This window comes from Thermococcus aggregans (genome assembly GCF_024022995.1).
GTDB lineage: Archaea > Methanobacteriota_B > Thermococci > Thermococcales > Thermococcaceae > Thermococcus_A > Thermococcus_A aggregans.
In genome coordinates this window covers 1,292,144-1,307,205 of record NZ_CP099582.1, presented here as the reverse complement: position 1 = coordinate 1,307,205, position 15,062 = coordinate 1,292,144, and the positions used below count along the sequence as shown (strand labels likewise).

At 43.5% G+C, this 15,062-nt stretch carries 16 protein-coding genes; 9 read left to right on the top strand and 7 right to left on the bottom strand.

Translation table 11 applies throughout. The features are described 5' to 3' along the window. Window positions 1–98: 98 nt before the first annotated feature. The 3 genes from surR to NF865_RS07120 are packed head-to-tail and all read left to right on the top strand — an operon-like array spanning window position 99 to window position 2,183. Window positions 99–785, top strand: coding sequence for a sulfur metabolism transcriptional regulator SurR (surR, locus tag NF865_RS07130; protein ID WP_253304063.1), 687 nt, complete (start codon window positions 99–101; stop codon window positions 783–785). 16 nt (window positions 786–801) lie between these two features. Then, complete coding sequence (locus tag NF865_RS07125; protein WP_253304062.1) at window positions 802–1,005, top strand: DUF362 domain-containing protein; 204 nt, start codon at window positions 802–804, stop codon at window positions 1,003–1,005. After that, on the top strand, window positions 1,002–2,183 hold the full coding sequence (locus NF865_RS07120) for a geranylgeranyl reductase family protein (RefSeq protein WP_253304061.1): 1,182 nt from the start codon (window positions 1,002–1,004) through the stop codon (window positions 2,181–2,183). The genes NF865_RS07125 and NF865_RS07120 overlap by 4 nt, the downstream gene beginning before the upstream one ends. A 25-nt stretch (window positions 2,184–2,208) precedes the next feature. Here the strand turns inward: NF865_RS07120 and topA are convergent, their stop codons facing one another. Both topA and NF865_RS07110 read right to left on the bottom strand, forming a co-directional pair. Further along, the gene (gene topA, locus NF865_RS07115) at window positions 2,209–4,392 is read right to left on the bottom strand and encodes a DNA topoisomerase I (RefSeq protein WP_253304060.1); all 2,184 of its coding nucleotides are present in this window, start codon (window positions 4,390–4,392) and stop codon (window positions 2,209–2,211) included. 243 nt (window positions 4,393–4,635) lie between these two features. Next, a complete protein-coding gene (locus NF865_RS07110; RefSeq protein WP_253304059.1) occupies window positions 4,636–5,502 on the bottom strand; it encodes a DMT family transporter in 867 nt (288 codons plus the stop codon). Window positions 5,503–5,963: 461 nt separating this feature from the next. Between NF865_RS07110 and NF865_RS07105 the strand changes: the two genes are divergently transcribed. Beyond that, the gene (locus NF865_RS07105; protein WP_253304058.1) at window positions 5,964–7,427 is read left to right on the top strand and encodes a DHH family phosphoesterase; all 1,464 of its coding nucleotides are present in this window, start codon (window positions 5,964–5,966) and stop codon (window positions 7,425–7,427) included. Here the strand turns inward: NF865_RS07105 and NF865_RS07100 are convergent. From NF865_RS07100 to NF865_RS07085, 4 genes are all read right to left on the bottom strand, one after another. Continuing rightward, on the bottom strand, window positions 7,424–7,633 hold the full coding sequence (locus tag NF865_RS07100; protein WP_253305611.1) for a PRC-barrel domain-containing protein: 210 nt from the start codon (window positions 7,631–7,633) through the stop codon (window positions 7,424–7,426). The two genes, NF865_RS07105 and NF865_RS07100, sit on opposite strands and share 4 nt — an antisense overlap. Before the next feature lie 96 nt (window positions 7,634–7,729). Further along, on the bottom strand, window positions 7,730–8,365 hold the full coding sequence (locus NF865_RS07095) for a DUF120 domain-containing protein (protein ID WP_253304057.1): 636 nt from the start codon (window positions 8,363–8,365) through the stop codon (window positions 7,730–7,732). Then, window positions 8,352–8,912 carry an endonuclease V gene (locus NF865_RS07090; protein ID WP_253304056.1) on the bottom strand — a complete coding sequence of 187 codons (561 nt, stop codon included), beginning with the start codon at window positions 8,910–8,912 and terminating at the stop codon, window positions 8,352–8,354. Before NF865_RS07090 ends, NF865_RS07095 begins: the two co-directional genes overlap by 14 nt. Next, the gene (locus tag NF865_RS07085) at window positions 8,902–9,522 is read right to left on the bottom strand and encodes a translin family protein (protein WP_253305610.1); all 621 of its coding nucleotides are present in this window, start codon (window positions 9,520–9,522) and stop codon (window positions 8,902–8,904) included. Before NF865_RS07085 ends, NF865_RS07090 begins: the two co-directional genes overlap by 11 nt. A gap of 341 nt (window positions 9,523–9,863) precedes the next feature. On the opposite strand from NF865_RS07085, the gene NF865_RS07080 reads away from it, so the two are divergent. Beyond that, complete coding sequence (locus NF865_RS07080) at window positions 9,864–11,081, top strand: methionine adenosyltransferase (protein ID WP_253304055.1); 1,218 nt, start codon at window positions 9,864–9,866, stop codon at window positions 11,079–11,081. 1 nt (window position 11,082) lies between these two features. On the opposite strand, the gene NF865_RS10405 is transcribed toward NF865_RS07080, so the two are convergent. Further along, window positions 11,083–11,211 carry a hypothetical protein gene (locus NF865_RS10405; RefSeq protein WP_301281852.1) on the bottom strand — a complete coding sequence of 43 codons (129 nt, stop codon included), beginning with the start codon at window positions 11,209–11,211 and terminating at the stop codon, window positions 11,083–11,085. A 135-nt stretch (window positions 11,212–11,346) separates the two neighbouring features. Here NF865_RS10405 and NF865_RS07075 point away from each other — a divergent pair, with 135 nt between their 5' ends. From NF865_RS07075 to trm10, 4 genes are all read left to right on the top strand, one after another. Continuing rightward, window positions 11,347–11,901 carry an adenylate kinase family protein gene (locus tag NF865_RS07075; protein WP_253304054.1) on the top strand — a complete coding sequence of 185 codons (555 nt, stop codon included), beginning with the start codon at window positions 11,347–11,349 and terminating at the stop codon, window positions 11,899–11,901. Beyond that, the gene (htpX, locus tag NF865_RS07070) at window positions 11,892–12,770 is read left to right on the top strand and encodes a zinc metalloprotease HtpX (RefSeq protein WP_253304053.1); all 879 of its coding nucleotides are present in this window, start codon (window positions 11,892–11,894) and stop codon (window positions 12,768–12,770) included. The genes NF865_RS07075 and htpX overlap by 10 nt, the downstream gene beginning before the upstream one ends. Before the next feature lie 75 nt (window positions 12,771–12,845). Then, window positions 12,846–13,850 (top strand): hypothetical protein, encoded by a 1,005-nt coding sequence (locus tag NF865_RS07065; RefSeq protein ID WP_253304052.1) that lies wholly within the window; start codon window positions 12,846–12,848, stop codon window positions 13,848–13,850. Window positions 13,851–13,909: 59 nt separating this feature from the next. Further along, window positions 13,910–15,040 carry a tRNA (guanine(9)-/adenine(9)-N1)-methyltransferase gene (trm10, locus tag NF865_RS07060; RefSeq protein ID WP_253305609.1) on the top strand — a complete coding sequence of 377 codons (1,131 nt, stop codon included), beginning with the start codon at window positions 13,910–13,912 and terminating at the stop codon, window positions 15,038–15,040. Window positions 15,041–15,062 lie beyond the last annotated feature (22 nt).

The following is a 15,062-nucleotide window of genomic DNA, read 5'->3' as shown; positions in this document are numbered from 1 at the left end:
AACATATCTACGGAGCCTTTGTAAATTTAGAGTTTTCAACCAAAGGTTAAGATGACGGTATATAAACTTTACGATACAGATTTGGGTAGGTGAGCGACATGTCTGAACCGGATATATTCTACATCCTAGGGAACAAGGTAAGGAGAGATCTGCTCAGCCACTTGACATGTACCGAATGCTACTTTAGCCTGCTCAGCAACAAGGTTAACGTTTCCTCAACTGCCGTTTCAAAGCACCTAAAGATAATGGAAAGGGAGGGAGTTTTGAAATCCTACGAAAAAGGAGAAGGGCTTATTGGGCCTGCACGAAAATACTACTCCATAGCCGTTTCAAAAACGTTTCTCGTAACCATTACACCCAACATATTTTGGTATACAAGTTTTGACTTAAATTCTCCGGAAAGGTTTGAGAAGTTTGAAATCGGGCTTGATGAACTTAACAAGTCCCCAGATAGCCTGCATTCTATGGTAGAGGCTTTCATAGATGCAAATAAAAAGCTTGATCAGGTGATAGAAGCCTTAAAAACTATTGAGAGCTACAGAAACAAACTCATGAAAAACATTAAGGAGAGGTATTTGAAGGAAATCGGTGATATAACCCAGCTTGCAATACTGCATTACCTCCTTCTCTATAGAAAAGCGACAGTAGAAGAACTAAGCGACGTTCTAAACCTTAAAGAAAGAGAAATCAAAGAAAAGGCTAAGGAACTATCAAAGGTAATACCGTTAAGCATAAAAGAAAATCTCATAGAGATTAATGAAGAAGAACTCAGAAAAAAGGAATAGAAGTGAGGGGATTAACATGGCGGAGAAAATCAGAGTCATCGTAGATGAAGATAAGTGCTACCTCTGTGGGGGCTGTGCAGGTGTTTGCCCCGCTCTTGCAATAAGGGTATCAGCTTCAAAATGGGAGTTCTTTCAAGATAAATGTATCTCCTGCAGGACATGTGTAAATGCGTGCCCAGTAGGAGCGTTAAGTGCTGAACCTTTGGAGGGAGAACCATGAAATACGACGTTGTTGTTGTCGGAGCTGGGATTGCGGGTCCAATAGTTGCTAGAAACGTTGCTAGAGAAGGATACTCTGTTCTTCTCATAGATAAAAAGCCCGCTATAGGCGCTCCAAAGCAGTGTGCTGAAGGAATTACCATAAACGTCTTTAAGAATTACGACATCCCCTATGACAAACGCTTCATAAACCGTGAAATCTATGGTGCAAAGCTGTATTCTCCCAGCGGTTACGAGCTTGAAATGAGGTACAAAGACGTAAGTGGTGTTATTTTAGAAAGGAAAGTGTTCGATAAAATGCTGGCTTTTTATGCCGCAAGGGCTGGGGCAGATGTCCTCGTTAGGACTGAAGCTCTCGACGTTATCAGAGAAAATGGTCGCATAAAGGGCATAAAAGCAAAGCACGAAGGAAAACCCATAGAGATTTACGCAGAGGTTATTGTAGCTGCGGATGGTGTTGAGAGCACCATAGCGAGGAAGGCCGGCATAAACACCTATACACCTCCCCATGAGTTCGACTCAGCGTATGAGTATGAAATGCTTATTGAGGGCTTTGATCCTGACTTGATTCACCTCTGGTTTGGCAATGAGATAGCACCAAGAGGATACGTATGGGTCTTCCCGAAAGATGAAGATAGAGCTAACGTCGGTATAGGCATAAATTCTGATAATCCAAAAACCGCTAAGTACTACCTCGACAAGTGGCTTAAAGAGAACAACATTCCAGCAAAGAAGCTTCTTGAAATAAATGTGGGTCTTGTTCCAGTAGGGGGCTTTGTCAAAGAGCTCGCCAAAGACAACGTGGTCGTTGTAGGAGATGCTGCCAGACAAGTGAACCCCATGCACGGCGGTGGAATGGCAGAGGCAATGAAAGCGGGAACAATAGCGAGCAAGTGGATAGTAAAAGCACTCGAAGAAGAGAACCTCGAGCTCCTAAAGAACTACACAAAAGAATGGTGGGAAAAAGATGGCAAAAGACTTGAAAGGGTTCTTAAAGTCAGAAAAGCCGTAGAGAAGCTGACCGACGAGGATCTGGATGTCTTCATCCAAGTCTTAAGCGGGGCAGACGCGGAGAAAATTGCAGGCGGCGATTATACAGAAGTTATAAAAGCCCTCCTCAAGAATCCGAAAGTGCTCATGAGTAAAAGAAGGATTGCCCTTCTCAAAGAGCTCCTGTAGAGTTCTAACTTTTAAGTTATAACTTCTAATAGCTTTTTCTTCTCTTTCGGTTCTTGTAGCAGTTCATATCGAGGCATATCTCGTATTCTCTGTTGCGCTCTTTGATTTTCACTATTGGGGCATTTCCACATTCAGGGCACGTTTTACCCGTTGGGATTATTTCACCCCGTTGGAGAAGTGGATAGGTAACGTCACAATTCGGCCAATTAGAGCAGCCCACAAACCTTTTGCCTGTCTTTCTGTTGTACTTCACCACAAGGTCACTACCGCATTTAGGGCACTTTCCAACTATTATAGTATCTGCGGACTTTTTCTCTTCAAGCGACTTTTTGATGCTCTCTTCTTCCTCCGCAGTTAGCTCTTTTGCAACCTTACTCTCTTTACTCTCTTTCTTTTTCTTTTTGCTGTTTTTATTTCCTTGGCTCTCAATAAATGCTTCGAGGAGCTTCTTCCCAATTTCGCCCTCTTTCTGTTTGAACTCTTTTAAGATTTTTAACAGGGTTTCTTTGGACTCCTCAATGACTTTTTCCTTGCTTATCTTTTTCTGCATTATCTGCTCCATTTTTTCTTCAAACTCTCTTGTCAGTTCAACGCTTATTATGTCAGGAACGCTGTTTTCCAGCGCTTCTACTACCTTCATACCGAGGGGAGTCACCTTTATCTTCTTCTTGCCCTCTATGTAGCCCCTCGAGTATAGGGTCTCCAAAATCTGAGCTCTCGTAGCCTTGGTTCCAATACCGAGGTCTTCCATTTTTTTGATAATGCTTGCCGGAGAATATCTTGTGGGAGGTTTGGTTTTCTTTTTCTCCCGCTTAATTTGAATAACTTTTATCGGCTCTTCTTCTTTAAATTTTGGAAGCAGAACTTCATCAAAACTAACGTATTTCCCATAAATCTTCAACCAGCCCTCTTTAATTGTTCTTGAACCGCTGAGAATAAAGCGGTGGTTGTTTGAGTTTATGATAACCTTTACGCTCTCTCTGATTGCAGGATCCGCAAAAAGGGCTAAAAACCTTCTAACTATCAGGTCATAAAGGTTCTGCTCTTCTTTGCTTAGCTCTCCGGGTTTAGGTAGCTCTCCAGTTGGATATATAGCTGGATGCGCAGGGTCTTCCTTTTTTCCCTCTACAGGTTTGAGTTCCCCTTTCCCCAAAAGCTCGTGTGCAAAGGGTTTGTAATCCGAAATCTTGGCGAGGTTTTGAATTATAGAGCGGAAGTTTAGGTTCTTGGGGAGCTTTTGAGACGAGGTTCTCGGGTAAGAGCACAAAGACATCTCATAAAGTCTCTGTGCTATGTCTAAAGTCTTCTTTGGGCTGTAGCCAAAAGCGGAGTATGCTTCCCTTTGAAGCGTTCCAAGGTCAAAGGGGTGAGGAGGATTTCTCTGCTGCTGTTTTACCTCAACTTTCTCGACGAAGGCAGGTCCTTTCTTAGCTTCCTGGACGATTCTCTTGGCCTCTTCCTCGTCTAATATTCTGTCCTTCTCGTAGGTTGCAGTGTACTGCTGGTTGTTCTTTTCGAGAACCATTTTTATGACCCAGTAGGGCGTGGGAACGAAGTTCTCTATTTCCTTCTCTCTCTCAACCAGGAACTTCAAGGTTGGCCCTTGAACTCTACCGGTGGAAAGAATTATCCACTTACCGCTGGCCTTTCTCACGGCCGAGCTCAATGCCCTCGAAAGGTTGACTCCCCAGTACCAGTCCAAAACATGGCGCGCTATCCCAGCATCCGCCATCCCAAAGTTAATAGTCGGCTCTAAGTTGTACCAAGCTCTTAGCAGGTCTTTTTTTGTAAGGGCGGAGAACTTCATTCTCTTAGCTTTTGCAGGGTCAACTCCACAAGCATACTTTAAGGCTGTATATCCTATAACCTCTCCTTCGGTGTCGTAGTCACATGCAACGACAAACTCATCTGCTCTCTTTGCAAGCTCTCTCAGGGCTTTTATATACTCCTTTGCGTAGCTTTTTCCTTTTTCGGCAACATAAACGGGAACCCACTCTATATCAAAAACCGGGTAGCCATAGGTTTTTTCTTTGGGTGCGAGGGAGAATAGATGCCCAACAGCTGGAGCCACTATTATTTTCTTCCCATCTCTTGTTAGCTCATAGTATGGAACTTTACCAATAGTTTTCCTTATTGGTTTGCCCTCTGCGAGAGCATAGGCTATTTTCCTGGCTACGTTGGGCTTCTCTGCAATTATGAGCGTAGTCATGATATCCCTCTTGGTTGCTTTAGAAGAGAGGTATAAGAATTTTTTGGAAATTGTGGGCCGGCAACAGAGGCCCGCGTTCATTTTTCACGCGGGTGGATGCACCGGCCCTGTGGGCTTGGCGTGAGCACGCTCCGCTCATAGAGCCCGATATCTCGCGGAGGCGGGTTCGACCAAGCCCATGCGAGGAGACTGATTGTCCCCTCGCTGTCGGCATTCTAAAGTAGGGTTCAATGGTTAAATCCTTTACGCCGTTGTTATTAAGACCACACCTGCAACGGCAAGTATAAGACCCAGAATTATCTTGGTGTTCGGCGGCTCCTTTAAGAGCGTAACTGCCAGAAGAGAAGATATTATTGGATTTATGGCGCTGATAGGTGTTGAGATATGGGAACCGACAAGACTAACCGATTTTACAAAAGCGTATTGCCCAATTATTAATCCAAGCAGCGCAACTCCTAAAAGAACCTTTATTTCATTTTTAGTAACTCTTTTGAGTTCCTTTGAATACTTTGGTAAGAAGATACTAATTCCTAGTGCAGCACATATCATTCTAAACCCTGCAAGCGAAAGGGGGCTGATATATAAAGACAAGAGATCGAGCAAAACTATCGCAATGCTCCAAGAAATTGGGGCTAAAATAGCATATACAAAGCCCTTAGGGTCAAGACGTTCATCTAATCCGCCCTTTCTAACAATAACAATTGCCAGAAATATGAGAAGTGCTCCAAGGAGAGTTTGCACAGTAATCTTCTTTCCAAAGAACATCCAAGCCCAAAGCATCGTCCAGAGTGGGTATGACGAAGTAATTGGGACTGTCCTGGACACTCCCATAAGCTTAAGCGCGTTAAAATAAAAGTAATCTCCTATAACAAAACCGAAGAGACCTGAAATAAATGTTACCAAAATTATTTCGGGGGAAAGGGACAATATCTCTTTGTATCTGTCAGTGATTAGGAAGAGCAAGGTATAGAATATTGCTGTGAGGTATAGCCGGATTATATTAACAGTAACAGCACTTTTTTCTCTCATTCCAATCTTCACTAGAACTGAAGCTGTTCCCCACCCAAATGCCGAAATCAATGCGAGCAGTGCTCCAAGTAACGTGCTCATGATGATAAGAAGGGTCGCTCAGCTTAAAAGCTTAACGTTTCGAAAGTTATCTTACCCCGTGCTCACCAGAGAGCTTAAAAACTTCGCTATTAAAAGATAAGTGGTGATGACCTCGGCAGATCTGAGCGCTGCTATGATGACGATCTTGAGTGCTGACCTTACATGAGCTAATCCCTGCGCTTCTAAGTTTTACGGGATGTTCTGTTGATACCTCTTTTGTGAATATCTTTAAAAAGAGCTTAACACATTCTTGGTTGGAAAGGGCTTTGTAAATTAATTTCAGGCAATCACTCTTTGCTGACCTATATACTGTTTGGCTTTGGAAGTGCGACGTTTGAGAGCTACATCTCCACCACCATTAGATATATATAATCAAAGGCTGAATGAAGATTCAGCGAACCACTAGAGTTAAAGTTTATCATGAGCATACATTTAGGCATTGTATTTACAAGGTGGGCACTATGAGAGTGTTGATACTTGGTGGAGGAACCATAGGGAGAAGTATTGCCCAGATGCTTAAAGGGGAGTTCGAGGTTGTTATTATAGAGCAAGATGATATTAGAGCACAGTCCCTCAGCGAAAGTGGATTTCGTGTTATTCACGGTGATTTCTCATATACGGCATCTTTGTTGAAAGCTGGCATTGACAAAGCGGATTTAACCATAATAACAACAAGGGACGTAAATAAGATAAAGAGAACAATACGGACAATTAAAAACAATACTCCAGAAGTTCCTGTTTTAGTTATACTTCCAGACGACATGACCGTTGAAGAACTAACTTCTCAGCTAAAGGAGGAATTTGAAACCGACATTAAAATAGACTACGCTATCTCTCCAAGGGATGCTCTTATCAAAGCAATCGTTGAAATGGTGGAGGATATAGGAGAGAGGAAAAACGCAGTTTTACTTACCAAAAAGCTCTCGGAAATAAAACAAAAGACGGATTCACTCTTAATAGTCATGCACGATAATCCCGATCCAGATGCCATGGCCAGTGCTGCTGCACTTCAAGCCATAGCTCAAAACATGGGGCTAAAGACTACGATTGTTTATGGGGGCGAAATAACGCACCATGAAAACAGAGCTTTTGTGAATCTTCTCGGGCTGGATATGAGAAAAGTTTCTCCAGGTTCCTATGAAATTAAAAGGCATTCTGCTATAGCTTTGGTAGACTGTCAGCCCAACGGGAATTTGAGCATTTTAGACGATGAAGACCTTAAGAAGATAGAAATACTGATAGATCACCATCAGCTCCTTCAAAATTTGGAAGAAAAGCTTCCTAAAAATGCATTTTTTGACATTAGGCCAGAGGTCAACGCAACTTCTTCAATAATGGTGGAATACCTGAAGCACCTCAATATTGAGGTCGACGAACTGCTTGGCACCAGCCTCTTCTATGGCATCTACGTAGATACGAAGAAATTCTCAAAGCTTAACCATACCGATCTTAAAGCACTAGCATTTTTAGCAGGAAAAGTGGATTATGACCTTCTGGAAAAGATTGAGTCTCCAGACATTTCAACCGAAACCGCTGAAATCTTAGCTAGGGCAATCCTAAACAGAAAGATGTACAAAAACATCGTCATATCAAACGTGGGCTTTATAACCAACAGGGATGCAATTGCAGAGTCTGCAGACTTTTTGCTTAGGCTGGAGGGAGTTACCACTGTCTTAGTTTTTGGAATAGTTGACGACAGAATTGAGATTTCCGCAAGAACGAGGGACGTTAGGATAAACATAGGCAAGGTCTTGAAGGAGGCTTTTGGAGAGATTGGCAGTGGCGGAGGGCATCCGCAATCAGGAGGAGCAAGGATACCATTAGGAATCTTCAAACTCGCTAAAGACAAAGATTCACTCCTAAAATTAGTAGAAGAGGCAATAACAGAGAAATTCTTAGAGGCATTAAATGCCAAAGAGGCTTAGTCCTTCTTTGCCTCTATCAACACTATATCTCCAATTGCAGTTACCCTTTCATAGGGGATTCCGACTTTTTCTCCCGGGAGCCCAAGTGCCAGTATTCTTCCGTATCCTTTGTCGATCTCTATCAGAACCTCATCAACGTAACCGATGTAATATCCCTTGGTGTTGTATATCTGTTTTCCATAAAGTTTTGACAACCTCATTACCATATTACTCACCGTTTGAAATTGGGGAGTTTTCCTTTTAAATTTTCTTACTCATCTCGGCAGTGTTCTCAAGGGATAATTCGAGGTTTCGGGTTCTATTTATTTCACAACCTCAACTTTAACCCTTGAACCGTCCTTTAGATTAAGCTTTTCTCTAAGACATACGGGCGCTATTATTTCTGCAATTCTTGGAGGATGTATTGTTCTAGAGGGTATAACTATAGCTCCCTCAATTCCGTCTATCCTAACTTTGTAAGCCTTTACGTCTCCAAAAGTCCTGCCTCCTTTAGTGAAGCCAGGGATTATTATGGGCTCTACGTTGTAGAGGGCATCATAAATCGTCTTGGGGAAGATTATTAAAATGTTTAGAGTTCCCGGATAGGGAGTAAAGCCGAGGTACTCCTTTATTCTGTCTTTATACTGCTCCACATAATACTTCCCTTCTCCAATTCCAGAAACGACTTCACCTAGGATATAGTTACCGTACAGAATTTTTCCAATTTCGTCAAATATATCCTCAAGAAGTTTTAATCCCTCGGGGGTTATCTCTACGAAAGTTTTCTTTCCAGAAACCTCGCGCTTTATATAACCCATTTTTTCCATGGCATCGAGCTTTCTCAGCACTGTTTGGGGAGAAACCCCTATTTCCTTGGAAAGCTCTCTAAGAGTTATCTTGACTTTATCCCCGATGGCACCTTTCTTGGCAAGGGAAATTAGCAGTTTAATATCCTCCATTTTCAGCACCCTTGGAAAGTTTGTCTGCAATTCTCAAAGGCTTTGGGTAACCATTTTCGTTAATGGCCTCAACAATCTTCTTCGCAGAGTCAAGATCAATTAAATTGCCAACACTTACATAAGCTTTTCCCACCTTCACGAAATCTTTGGTTCCACGTAAAGGCTTTTTGGCGACCCCTATTGTGGGCTTGTTGATCAGCAAACCTATATGCGATGCTAAGCCATATCCCCTTGGATGCGCCTTTCCGTGCCCCTCCACAAGGAGAACATCAAACTCCTCGCCCTTTAACAGCAGTAATATTGGCCTTGTTTCCCTCAAAAAGAAGTACGTGGGGATGTAGGGGAAGCTGACTTCTGTTTCAATGACTTTTGTTTTTAAAACTTCACAGGAGGGAAAGGAGCACAAAACAAAAGCACCTCTTGCTCGGTCTCCTTTGTAAGACACATCAACCGCGGCAATAGTTTTGACCTTTGAGATGTCTAAGGGCTTTTCCACTATTTTTTTGCTCAGCTTTCTTTGAACATCTGCAAGCTTCTTAAATTTCATTCTTCAACTCCTCGAGCTTTTTTTCCAGATCTTTGTTAATTTTTGCCCTTGTTAAATCCTCCAGAGTTCTCTCTAAAATATACCTTGCTTGGTCTTGCTTTTGTCTGACATTTACAAGACCCTTTGGATACTCAAGGGTAACAAGCTCGTCGTAAACTTTCTCCATAAACGCATAAACTTCTTGAGCCCTCTCTATTTCTCCCTTCAGTAAGAGCGTCAGAAAATACCTTCTTAGCTCCCCTATGAAGTCCCCAATTCCCAGAGCATAATCGGCCTCGGGGATTCCAATTTCTTTAGGAGACGGAAACTCTTCCCCAAGAAGGTAGCGGTAAAATAGCAGTGCTTCTACATATTCCTGATGAGCACTCTGAACATAGCCTGTAAAGTATAGGTCTTCATGGCCTTTGAGCTCTTCTTTTAGCTGTTTAACAAGCTCTTCGGCTTTTTTCAGCCTCTCCTCCGCAGTCTTGAACTCTCCCCTGTGCAGGGCTTTTATTGAGTCTCCACTTAGCCTCACGATTTCCCGAGTAAGCTTGAGGGCCTCTTCTCTTAATTCGTCCTTCTTATCAAGAACTTCTCTTATCTCCGCTATTACCTCAGAAATGTTCACCTTTACCACCAAGGAAACGTTTGCTCCTGAGGATAAAAACCTTCCCATGTGGGCTTGGCGTATCCTACCGCCTTCATCGTTAGCCCTTTCGGCAACCTCGAGCGGCCCCGGAGGCCAAGCCCTGTATGCCCGGTATCGTCCCCCAGATTCATAGCTGCCCAAACGCTCCTCCGGTCGGGCTACCGGGCACGTCGGATGCCACTAAGATATTCCACAGATACAGATTTTAACTTTTCTCCCCGGAATAACTAGCAGTTATATCTTAGCCATGATATCATGCCGAAAAGTATATAAAGGAACCCTCAGACTATGCACGTAAGAATTCATTCGGGGTGATGATCATGGTTGAAAAGAAGAGAAATATCGTTGTTGAGGAGCTCGTAAGAACTCCGGTAGAGATGCAGAGAGTAGAACTCGTAGAGAGAAAGGGTATCGGTCATCCAGATAGCATAGCCGATGGAATAGCTGAGGCCGTCAGCAGGGCACTTTCAAGGGAGTACATAAAGCGCTATGGTATTATTCTGCACCACAACACTGACCAGGTTGAAGTCGTGGGAGGAAGGGCTTACCCAAGATTCGGTGGCGGTGAAGTGATAAAGCCAATATACATTCTTCTCTCAGGTAGAGCAGTTGAGTTTGTTGATAAGGAGATGTTTCCAGTTCATGAAGTTGCCATCAAAGCTGCCAAAGAATACCTAAGAAAGGCCGTTAGACACTTGGACGTAAACGAGCATGTCATAATTGACTCAAGAATAGGACAGGGAAGCGTTGACCTTGTTGGAGTTTTCAATAAGATCAAGGAGAACCCAATACCTCTGGCAAACGACACCTCCTTCGGTGTTGGTTACGCACCATTGAGCGAGACCGAAAGAATAGTCCTTGAAACTGAGAGGCTCCTTAACAGCGAGAAGTTCAAGAAAGAGTGGCCAGCTGTTGGTGAAGACATCAAGGTAATGGGTCTTAGGAAAGACGATGAAATAGACTTAACAATCGCTGCTGCCATAGTTGACAGCGAAGTTCAAAACCCCCGGGAATACATGGAAGTTAAAGAGGGAATATACAACGCGGTTAAAGAACTTGTTTCTCAGTACACAGACAGAAAAGTCAACATTTACGTAAACACCGCAGATGACCCAGAAAGGGACATATACTACATAACAGTCACTGGAACTTCAGCAGAGGCTGGAGACGACGGTAGCGTTGGAAGAGGAAACAGAGTAAACGGTCTAATCACACCAAACAGGCACATGAGTATGGAAGCATCTGCCGGTAAGAACCCCGTCAGCCACGTAGGTAAGATCTACAACATCCTTGCTAACTTAATAGCAAACGACATCGCCGAGCAGGTAGAGGGAGTACAGGAAGTTTACGTGAGAATCCTAAGCCAGATCGGAAAGCCAATTGATGAGCCCCTCGTAGCAAGCATTCAGGTGATTCCAAAGTCCGGCTATAAAGTAGAGCAGTTCGAGAGACAGGCCTATGAGATAGCGGACGAGTGGCTTGCGAACATAACAAAAATCCAAAAAATGATATTAGAGGACAAGATCAACGTATTCTGATTTAGCTGGCGCTTTTTTTCATCTTTTCTTGCATAAGAATCCTCAAAATTCTGGCTTCCTCAAGCAATAGTTTTTCCTTTTGCTTCTTAATGATTTCAAGCTTCTTTTGCAAAAGCTTATCATCCGCCACAGGAAATCACCAAAAAGTATACGCATTCCTTCCTTAAAAACTTTCCGATTAATGTCTAAGTTTGTATCGGCAATAGACGGAAAAAACTATATCTTTAAAAACCTCGGGTTAATAAATTTAATGAGGTGAGAGAAAATGATAATCGCTGTGAGTGGGACACCCGGAGTTGGAAAAACAACTGTGGCAAAGCTTCTAGCGAAAAAATTGGGTTACGCTTACGTGGATTTAAGGGAGTTTGCCTTAAAGCACGGTGTAGGCGAGATGAAGGGGGATGAGCTTGAGGTCGAGGTTGACGAACTCGCGTACTACGTTGAGAAGAAGCTCAAAGACAAAAACGTAGTGCTTGATGGTCACCTAAGCCACCTCATGCCAGCCGACCAAGTTATAATCCTCCGCGCCCATCCAAAGCTGATAGGTGAACGTTTAAAAGAAAGAGGCTACAGTGAAGAAAAGATAGCCGAAAACGTCGAAGCAGAGCTTGTGGATGTGTGCCTCTTGGAGGCAATAGAAGAAAACGAAAACATTATAGAGGTTGACACCACAGATAAATCCCCAGAGGAAGTTGTAAACGAAATCTTGGACATTCTTAACAAGGGAATAAAAAGAAGAATCGGAATAGTTGACTGGACAAAATTTTACGACGAGATAGTACCATATCTAAAGCTCGGAGGTGATGAGGAGTGGGTCTAGGCCTGTGGATTAGGACAGGAGTTTTAATGGCTTTCCTCACCGGTCTGCTAATGGCAATAGGCTACGTTCTGGGCAATGAGACCGGAATGCTCTTTGCATTCATCTTTGCCCTAATGATGAACTTCTTCAGCTACTGGTACAGCGATAAAATCGTCCTAACGTGGTATAGGGCAAGAATCCTAGAGGAGGATGAAGCCCCAGAGCTTTATGAGATAGTGAGGAGCCTTGCCCAAGAAGCCGGAATCCCCACGCCAAAGGTGGCACTAGTGCCAACTGAGACACCAAATGCCTTTGCAACTGGTAGAAACCCAAGGCACGCTGTAGTTGCCGTTACACAGGGACTTTTGAGGCTACTAAACAGGGATGAGCTTGAAGGCGTAATTGCCCACGAGATAAGCCACATAAAGAACAGGGACATACTCATTCAAACCTTAGCTGCTGTGTTGGCGGGAGCAATAATCATGGTGGCAAGATGGGCAGGATGGATGCTCTGGCTTGGAGGATTTGGAGGAAGGGACAGGGATAGAGATGCGAGCAGTGCTCTGGGTGCCATACTCCTGATAGTCTTAGCCCCAATAGCTGCGATGCTCATCCAGATGGCAATAAGCAGAGCCAGAGAGTACTTGGCAGATGAAACCGGTGCAAAGTTAAGCGGAAAGCCATGGGCTCTAGCAAGGGCATTAGAAAAGATTGAATACGCCGTCTCAATGAGACCCCTTAAAGAGGGCAATCCCGCAACGGCACACATGTTTATAGTAAACCCATTCAGGGGAATCAGCTTTGCAGAGCTGTTCTCAACACACCCACCAACTCAAAAGAGAATCGAGAGGCTCAGGAAGATCGCAGAGGAAATGGGGATTGCTTTCTGATTTCATTTCTAATTTTCTTGAAGCCATCGAAACCCCTTTATATTTGGGGGGAGATTTTTCTATTGAGGAATAACAATGAACCGATTGGTGTTAGTAGTCATTTTAGCGTTGCTCATTCTCCCAGCATATTATGCAATTAGGGAGTCTTCCAATACTGATAACTCTCAGCCATGGGACGAGAACGATCTTGCTCTCTGGAGGGTGAAGATTGAACGTTTAGCAGCGAATTCGAGCTATGGAATCGGCGCTATATGGCTTGGGAAGGATAGCCTTGCAAGGGACAATTACATTCATATTGCGATAAGTCCATATGGAGACAAAAAAGCTTTAATGAAAGCCATTGAAGAGCTGGGCATTCCTCCAGAGGCCGTTAAAATAGAAGTCCGGGGAGAATACGACGAGGACTTCACAGCCCCCGAACCTGCTTGCCCTATTAATTATACCCACACTCGGGCCGGGGCTATTAATGGAGAGGTTATAATACACACAAGCTTTGGAACAAGCGGGATGTACTATCTCAAGCTGCTGGCGTGTGAAGAAGAAGGAAGCGAGCTAAAGCTCACCTTTAAGCTGTGGAAGTGCAATCCTGCATCCGTTATGTGTACCGATGATCTTACGTTCCCAAAATTTGAAATCAAGTTTTTGAAGGACTACCAAAGAGTTAAGGTAACCGTTCTGGCAGATAGCTGGAAAGGAAAAAGAACAGGTGTATACACTTTTGACCTCTCCTACAAGCCTCTCTGGGTTCTTTATGAAGACTCTGAGAAAAGAGAGGAGATGTATATTTACAGAGATGGTTGGGTTAGAGTTCTCTACGCGGCTCCCTCAAAAGAAGCACTCGAAGTAATTGGCAACCCCTATGTTTACCTTTACCCATGGGAGCTTCTTGAAAAGTATGGACACAACTGGACAAAGCTTAATCAAGAAATCCTGGCAATTGCAAAGGAAAAAGGATACCTCGCAGAAGAGAAAGAACATCTGGTATTTGTTTACGTCCCAAACTTCACCAGAGAGACCCTCCAAAAAGTAGAAGAAGATTTTGGAGAATACGTTCAGGCAATAGTGCTTAGGAATGAATAGGTATTCAGCATCCCGAGAGAAAGCCTTAAAAACTCTCTTCCAAGCTCAAAACGATGGCCATGAAGAAGCTCAGTGATGTTTTCAAAGAACTTCTGAAGGAGAAGGGCATAGATAAAATCGGGAGCCTATCGAGGAGAATCCCCAAGAGAGACTCCAGCAGACCATTGCAGGAGATAGCCATAGCGGTTCTTGAGGGAAAAGGCGTAATCGTGAAGGTAAATGAGCCAACGACGATAGCCTGGGATTTGGAAGGAAAGCCAACAAAGGGCGCCCTTTTTGCATATCTGCCATTAAATTCATCACACCTTGACAAGTTTGAAGTTGTTATCGAAGGAAAAGACCTCAAAGAAAAGCTCTCCCAGTATAGATTCCCCTATTTCATAATTGACCTCATGCACTGGGAAAAGCACACAGAGAAAGAGAAGAGAAAAGTAGCCCTCCAAGCCTCTCAAAGCTATGGCGTGATTAGGGACTATTTGTGGGGGGACCGCTTAGCCGTAACGTGGGTTAACGAGGAGTTCAAAAAACTCTCAAACTTCCCGCTGGAGAAAGTTACCGCTTATGAGGGGTCAACGTGGGAGTTCCTCAAAAAAGAAGGTATAGAAGAGGTCGTTCTTCTCGACCCATGGGCTGGGGAAGACCTTAATGAGGAGGACTTCTCTGCCGGGGCATTTATAATCGGTGGAATCGTTGACACTGGAGGAACAAAGAAGAAGACCACACCTAAAATAGGAGAAGAGCTTGAAAAGAGGGGAATAAAAGTCCTGAGAAGAAAGATTTCGCTGAGAGGGGATATAATCGGTGTCCCCGATAGAATAAACCTCATTCTTGAGATTGTGCTCAAAATGATTCTGGAGGGCAAGCCCATGGATGATGCAGTTTTGGAAGTTCAATCACCCCTTCACGCAAAGTGGAGGTTGAGAAAAGAGCTGCCAAAACACAAGAAAAGGTTCTTGATAAACGGAAAGAAGTTCTTGGTCGTTGAAAAGGAGCTCTTCGATGAATACTCAAAGTGGCTCAACATAAGGTGGGAGGATTTTGTCCAGGTTTTAAGGGAGCTCAACTTTGTGGCCCTTGAGAGGAAGAGAATCCAGCACCTAAACAAGATCTCAACGCCGAGAATAATCAACGGCAAGCTCTATAGGGTTATTCTACTGAAAAAAGCCATGATGCTTTGTTATAACTGTTAATTTGTCATTTAACTTTTTCTAA

Excerpts from the sequence above, each read along its gene's own strand:
- NF865_RS07095 (WP_253304057.1), bottom strand. The coding sequence starts at position 8,365 with ATGGAGGATATTAAACTGCTAATTTCCCTTGCCAAGAAAGGTGCCATC.
- NF865_RS07125 (WP_253304062.1), top strand. The coding sequence starts at position 802 with ATGGCGGAGAAAATCAGAGTCATCGTAGATGAAGATAAGTGCTACCTC.
- NF865_RS07075 (WP_253304054.1), top strand. The coding sequence starts at position 11,347 with ATGATAATCGCTGTGAGTGGGACACCCGGAGTTGGAAAAACAACTGTG.
- NF865_RS07080 (WP_253304055.1), top strand. The coding sequence starts at position 9,864 with ATGGTTGAAAAGAAGAGAAATATCGTTGTTGAGGAGCTCGTAAGAACT.
- NF865_RS07090 (WP_253304056.1), bottom strand. The coding sequence starts at position 8,912 with ATGAAATTTAAGAAGCTTGCAGATGTTCAAAGAAAGCTGAGCAAAAAA.
- surR (WP_253304063.1), top strand. The coding sequence starts at position 99 with ATGTCTGAACCGGATATATTCTACATCCTAGGGAACAAGGTAAGGAGA.
- NF865_RS07105 (WP_253304058.1), top strand. The coding sequence starts at position 5,964 with ATGAGAGTGTTGATACTTGGTGGAGGAACCATAGGGAGAAGTATTGCC.
- NF865_RS07120 (WP_253304061.1), top strand. The coding sequence starts at position 1,002 with ATGAAATACGACGTTGTTGTTGTCGGAGCTGGGATTGCGGGTCCAATA.
- NF865_RS07065 (WP_253304052.1), top strand. The coding sequence starts at position 12,846 with ATGAACCGATTGGTGTTAGTAGTCATTTTAGCGTTGCTCATTCTCCCA.
- NF865_RS07110 (WP_253304059.1), bottom strand. The coding sequence starts at position 5,502 with ATGAGCACGTTACTTGGAGCACTGCTCGCATTGATTTCGGCATTTGGG.
- trm10 (WP_253305609.1), top strand. The coding sequence starts at position 13,910 with ATGAAGAAGCTCAGTGATGTTTTCAAAGAACTTCTGAAGGAGAAGGGC.
- topA (WP_253304060.1), bottom strand. The coding sequence starts at position 4,392 with ATGACTACGCTCATAATTGCAGAGAAGCCCAACGTAGCCAGGAAAATA.
- NF865_RS07100 (WP_253305611.1), bottom strand. The coding sequence starts at position 7,633 with ATGGTAATGAGGTTGTCAAAACTTTATGGAAAACAGATATACAACACC.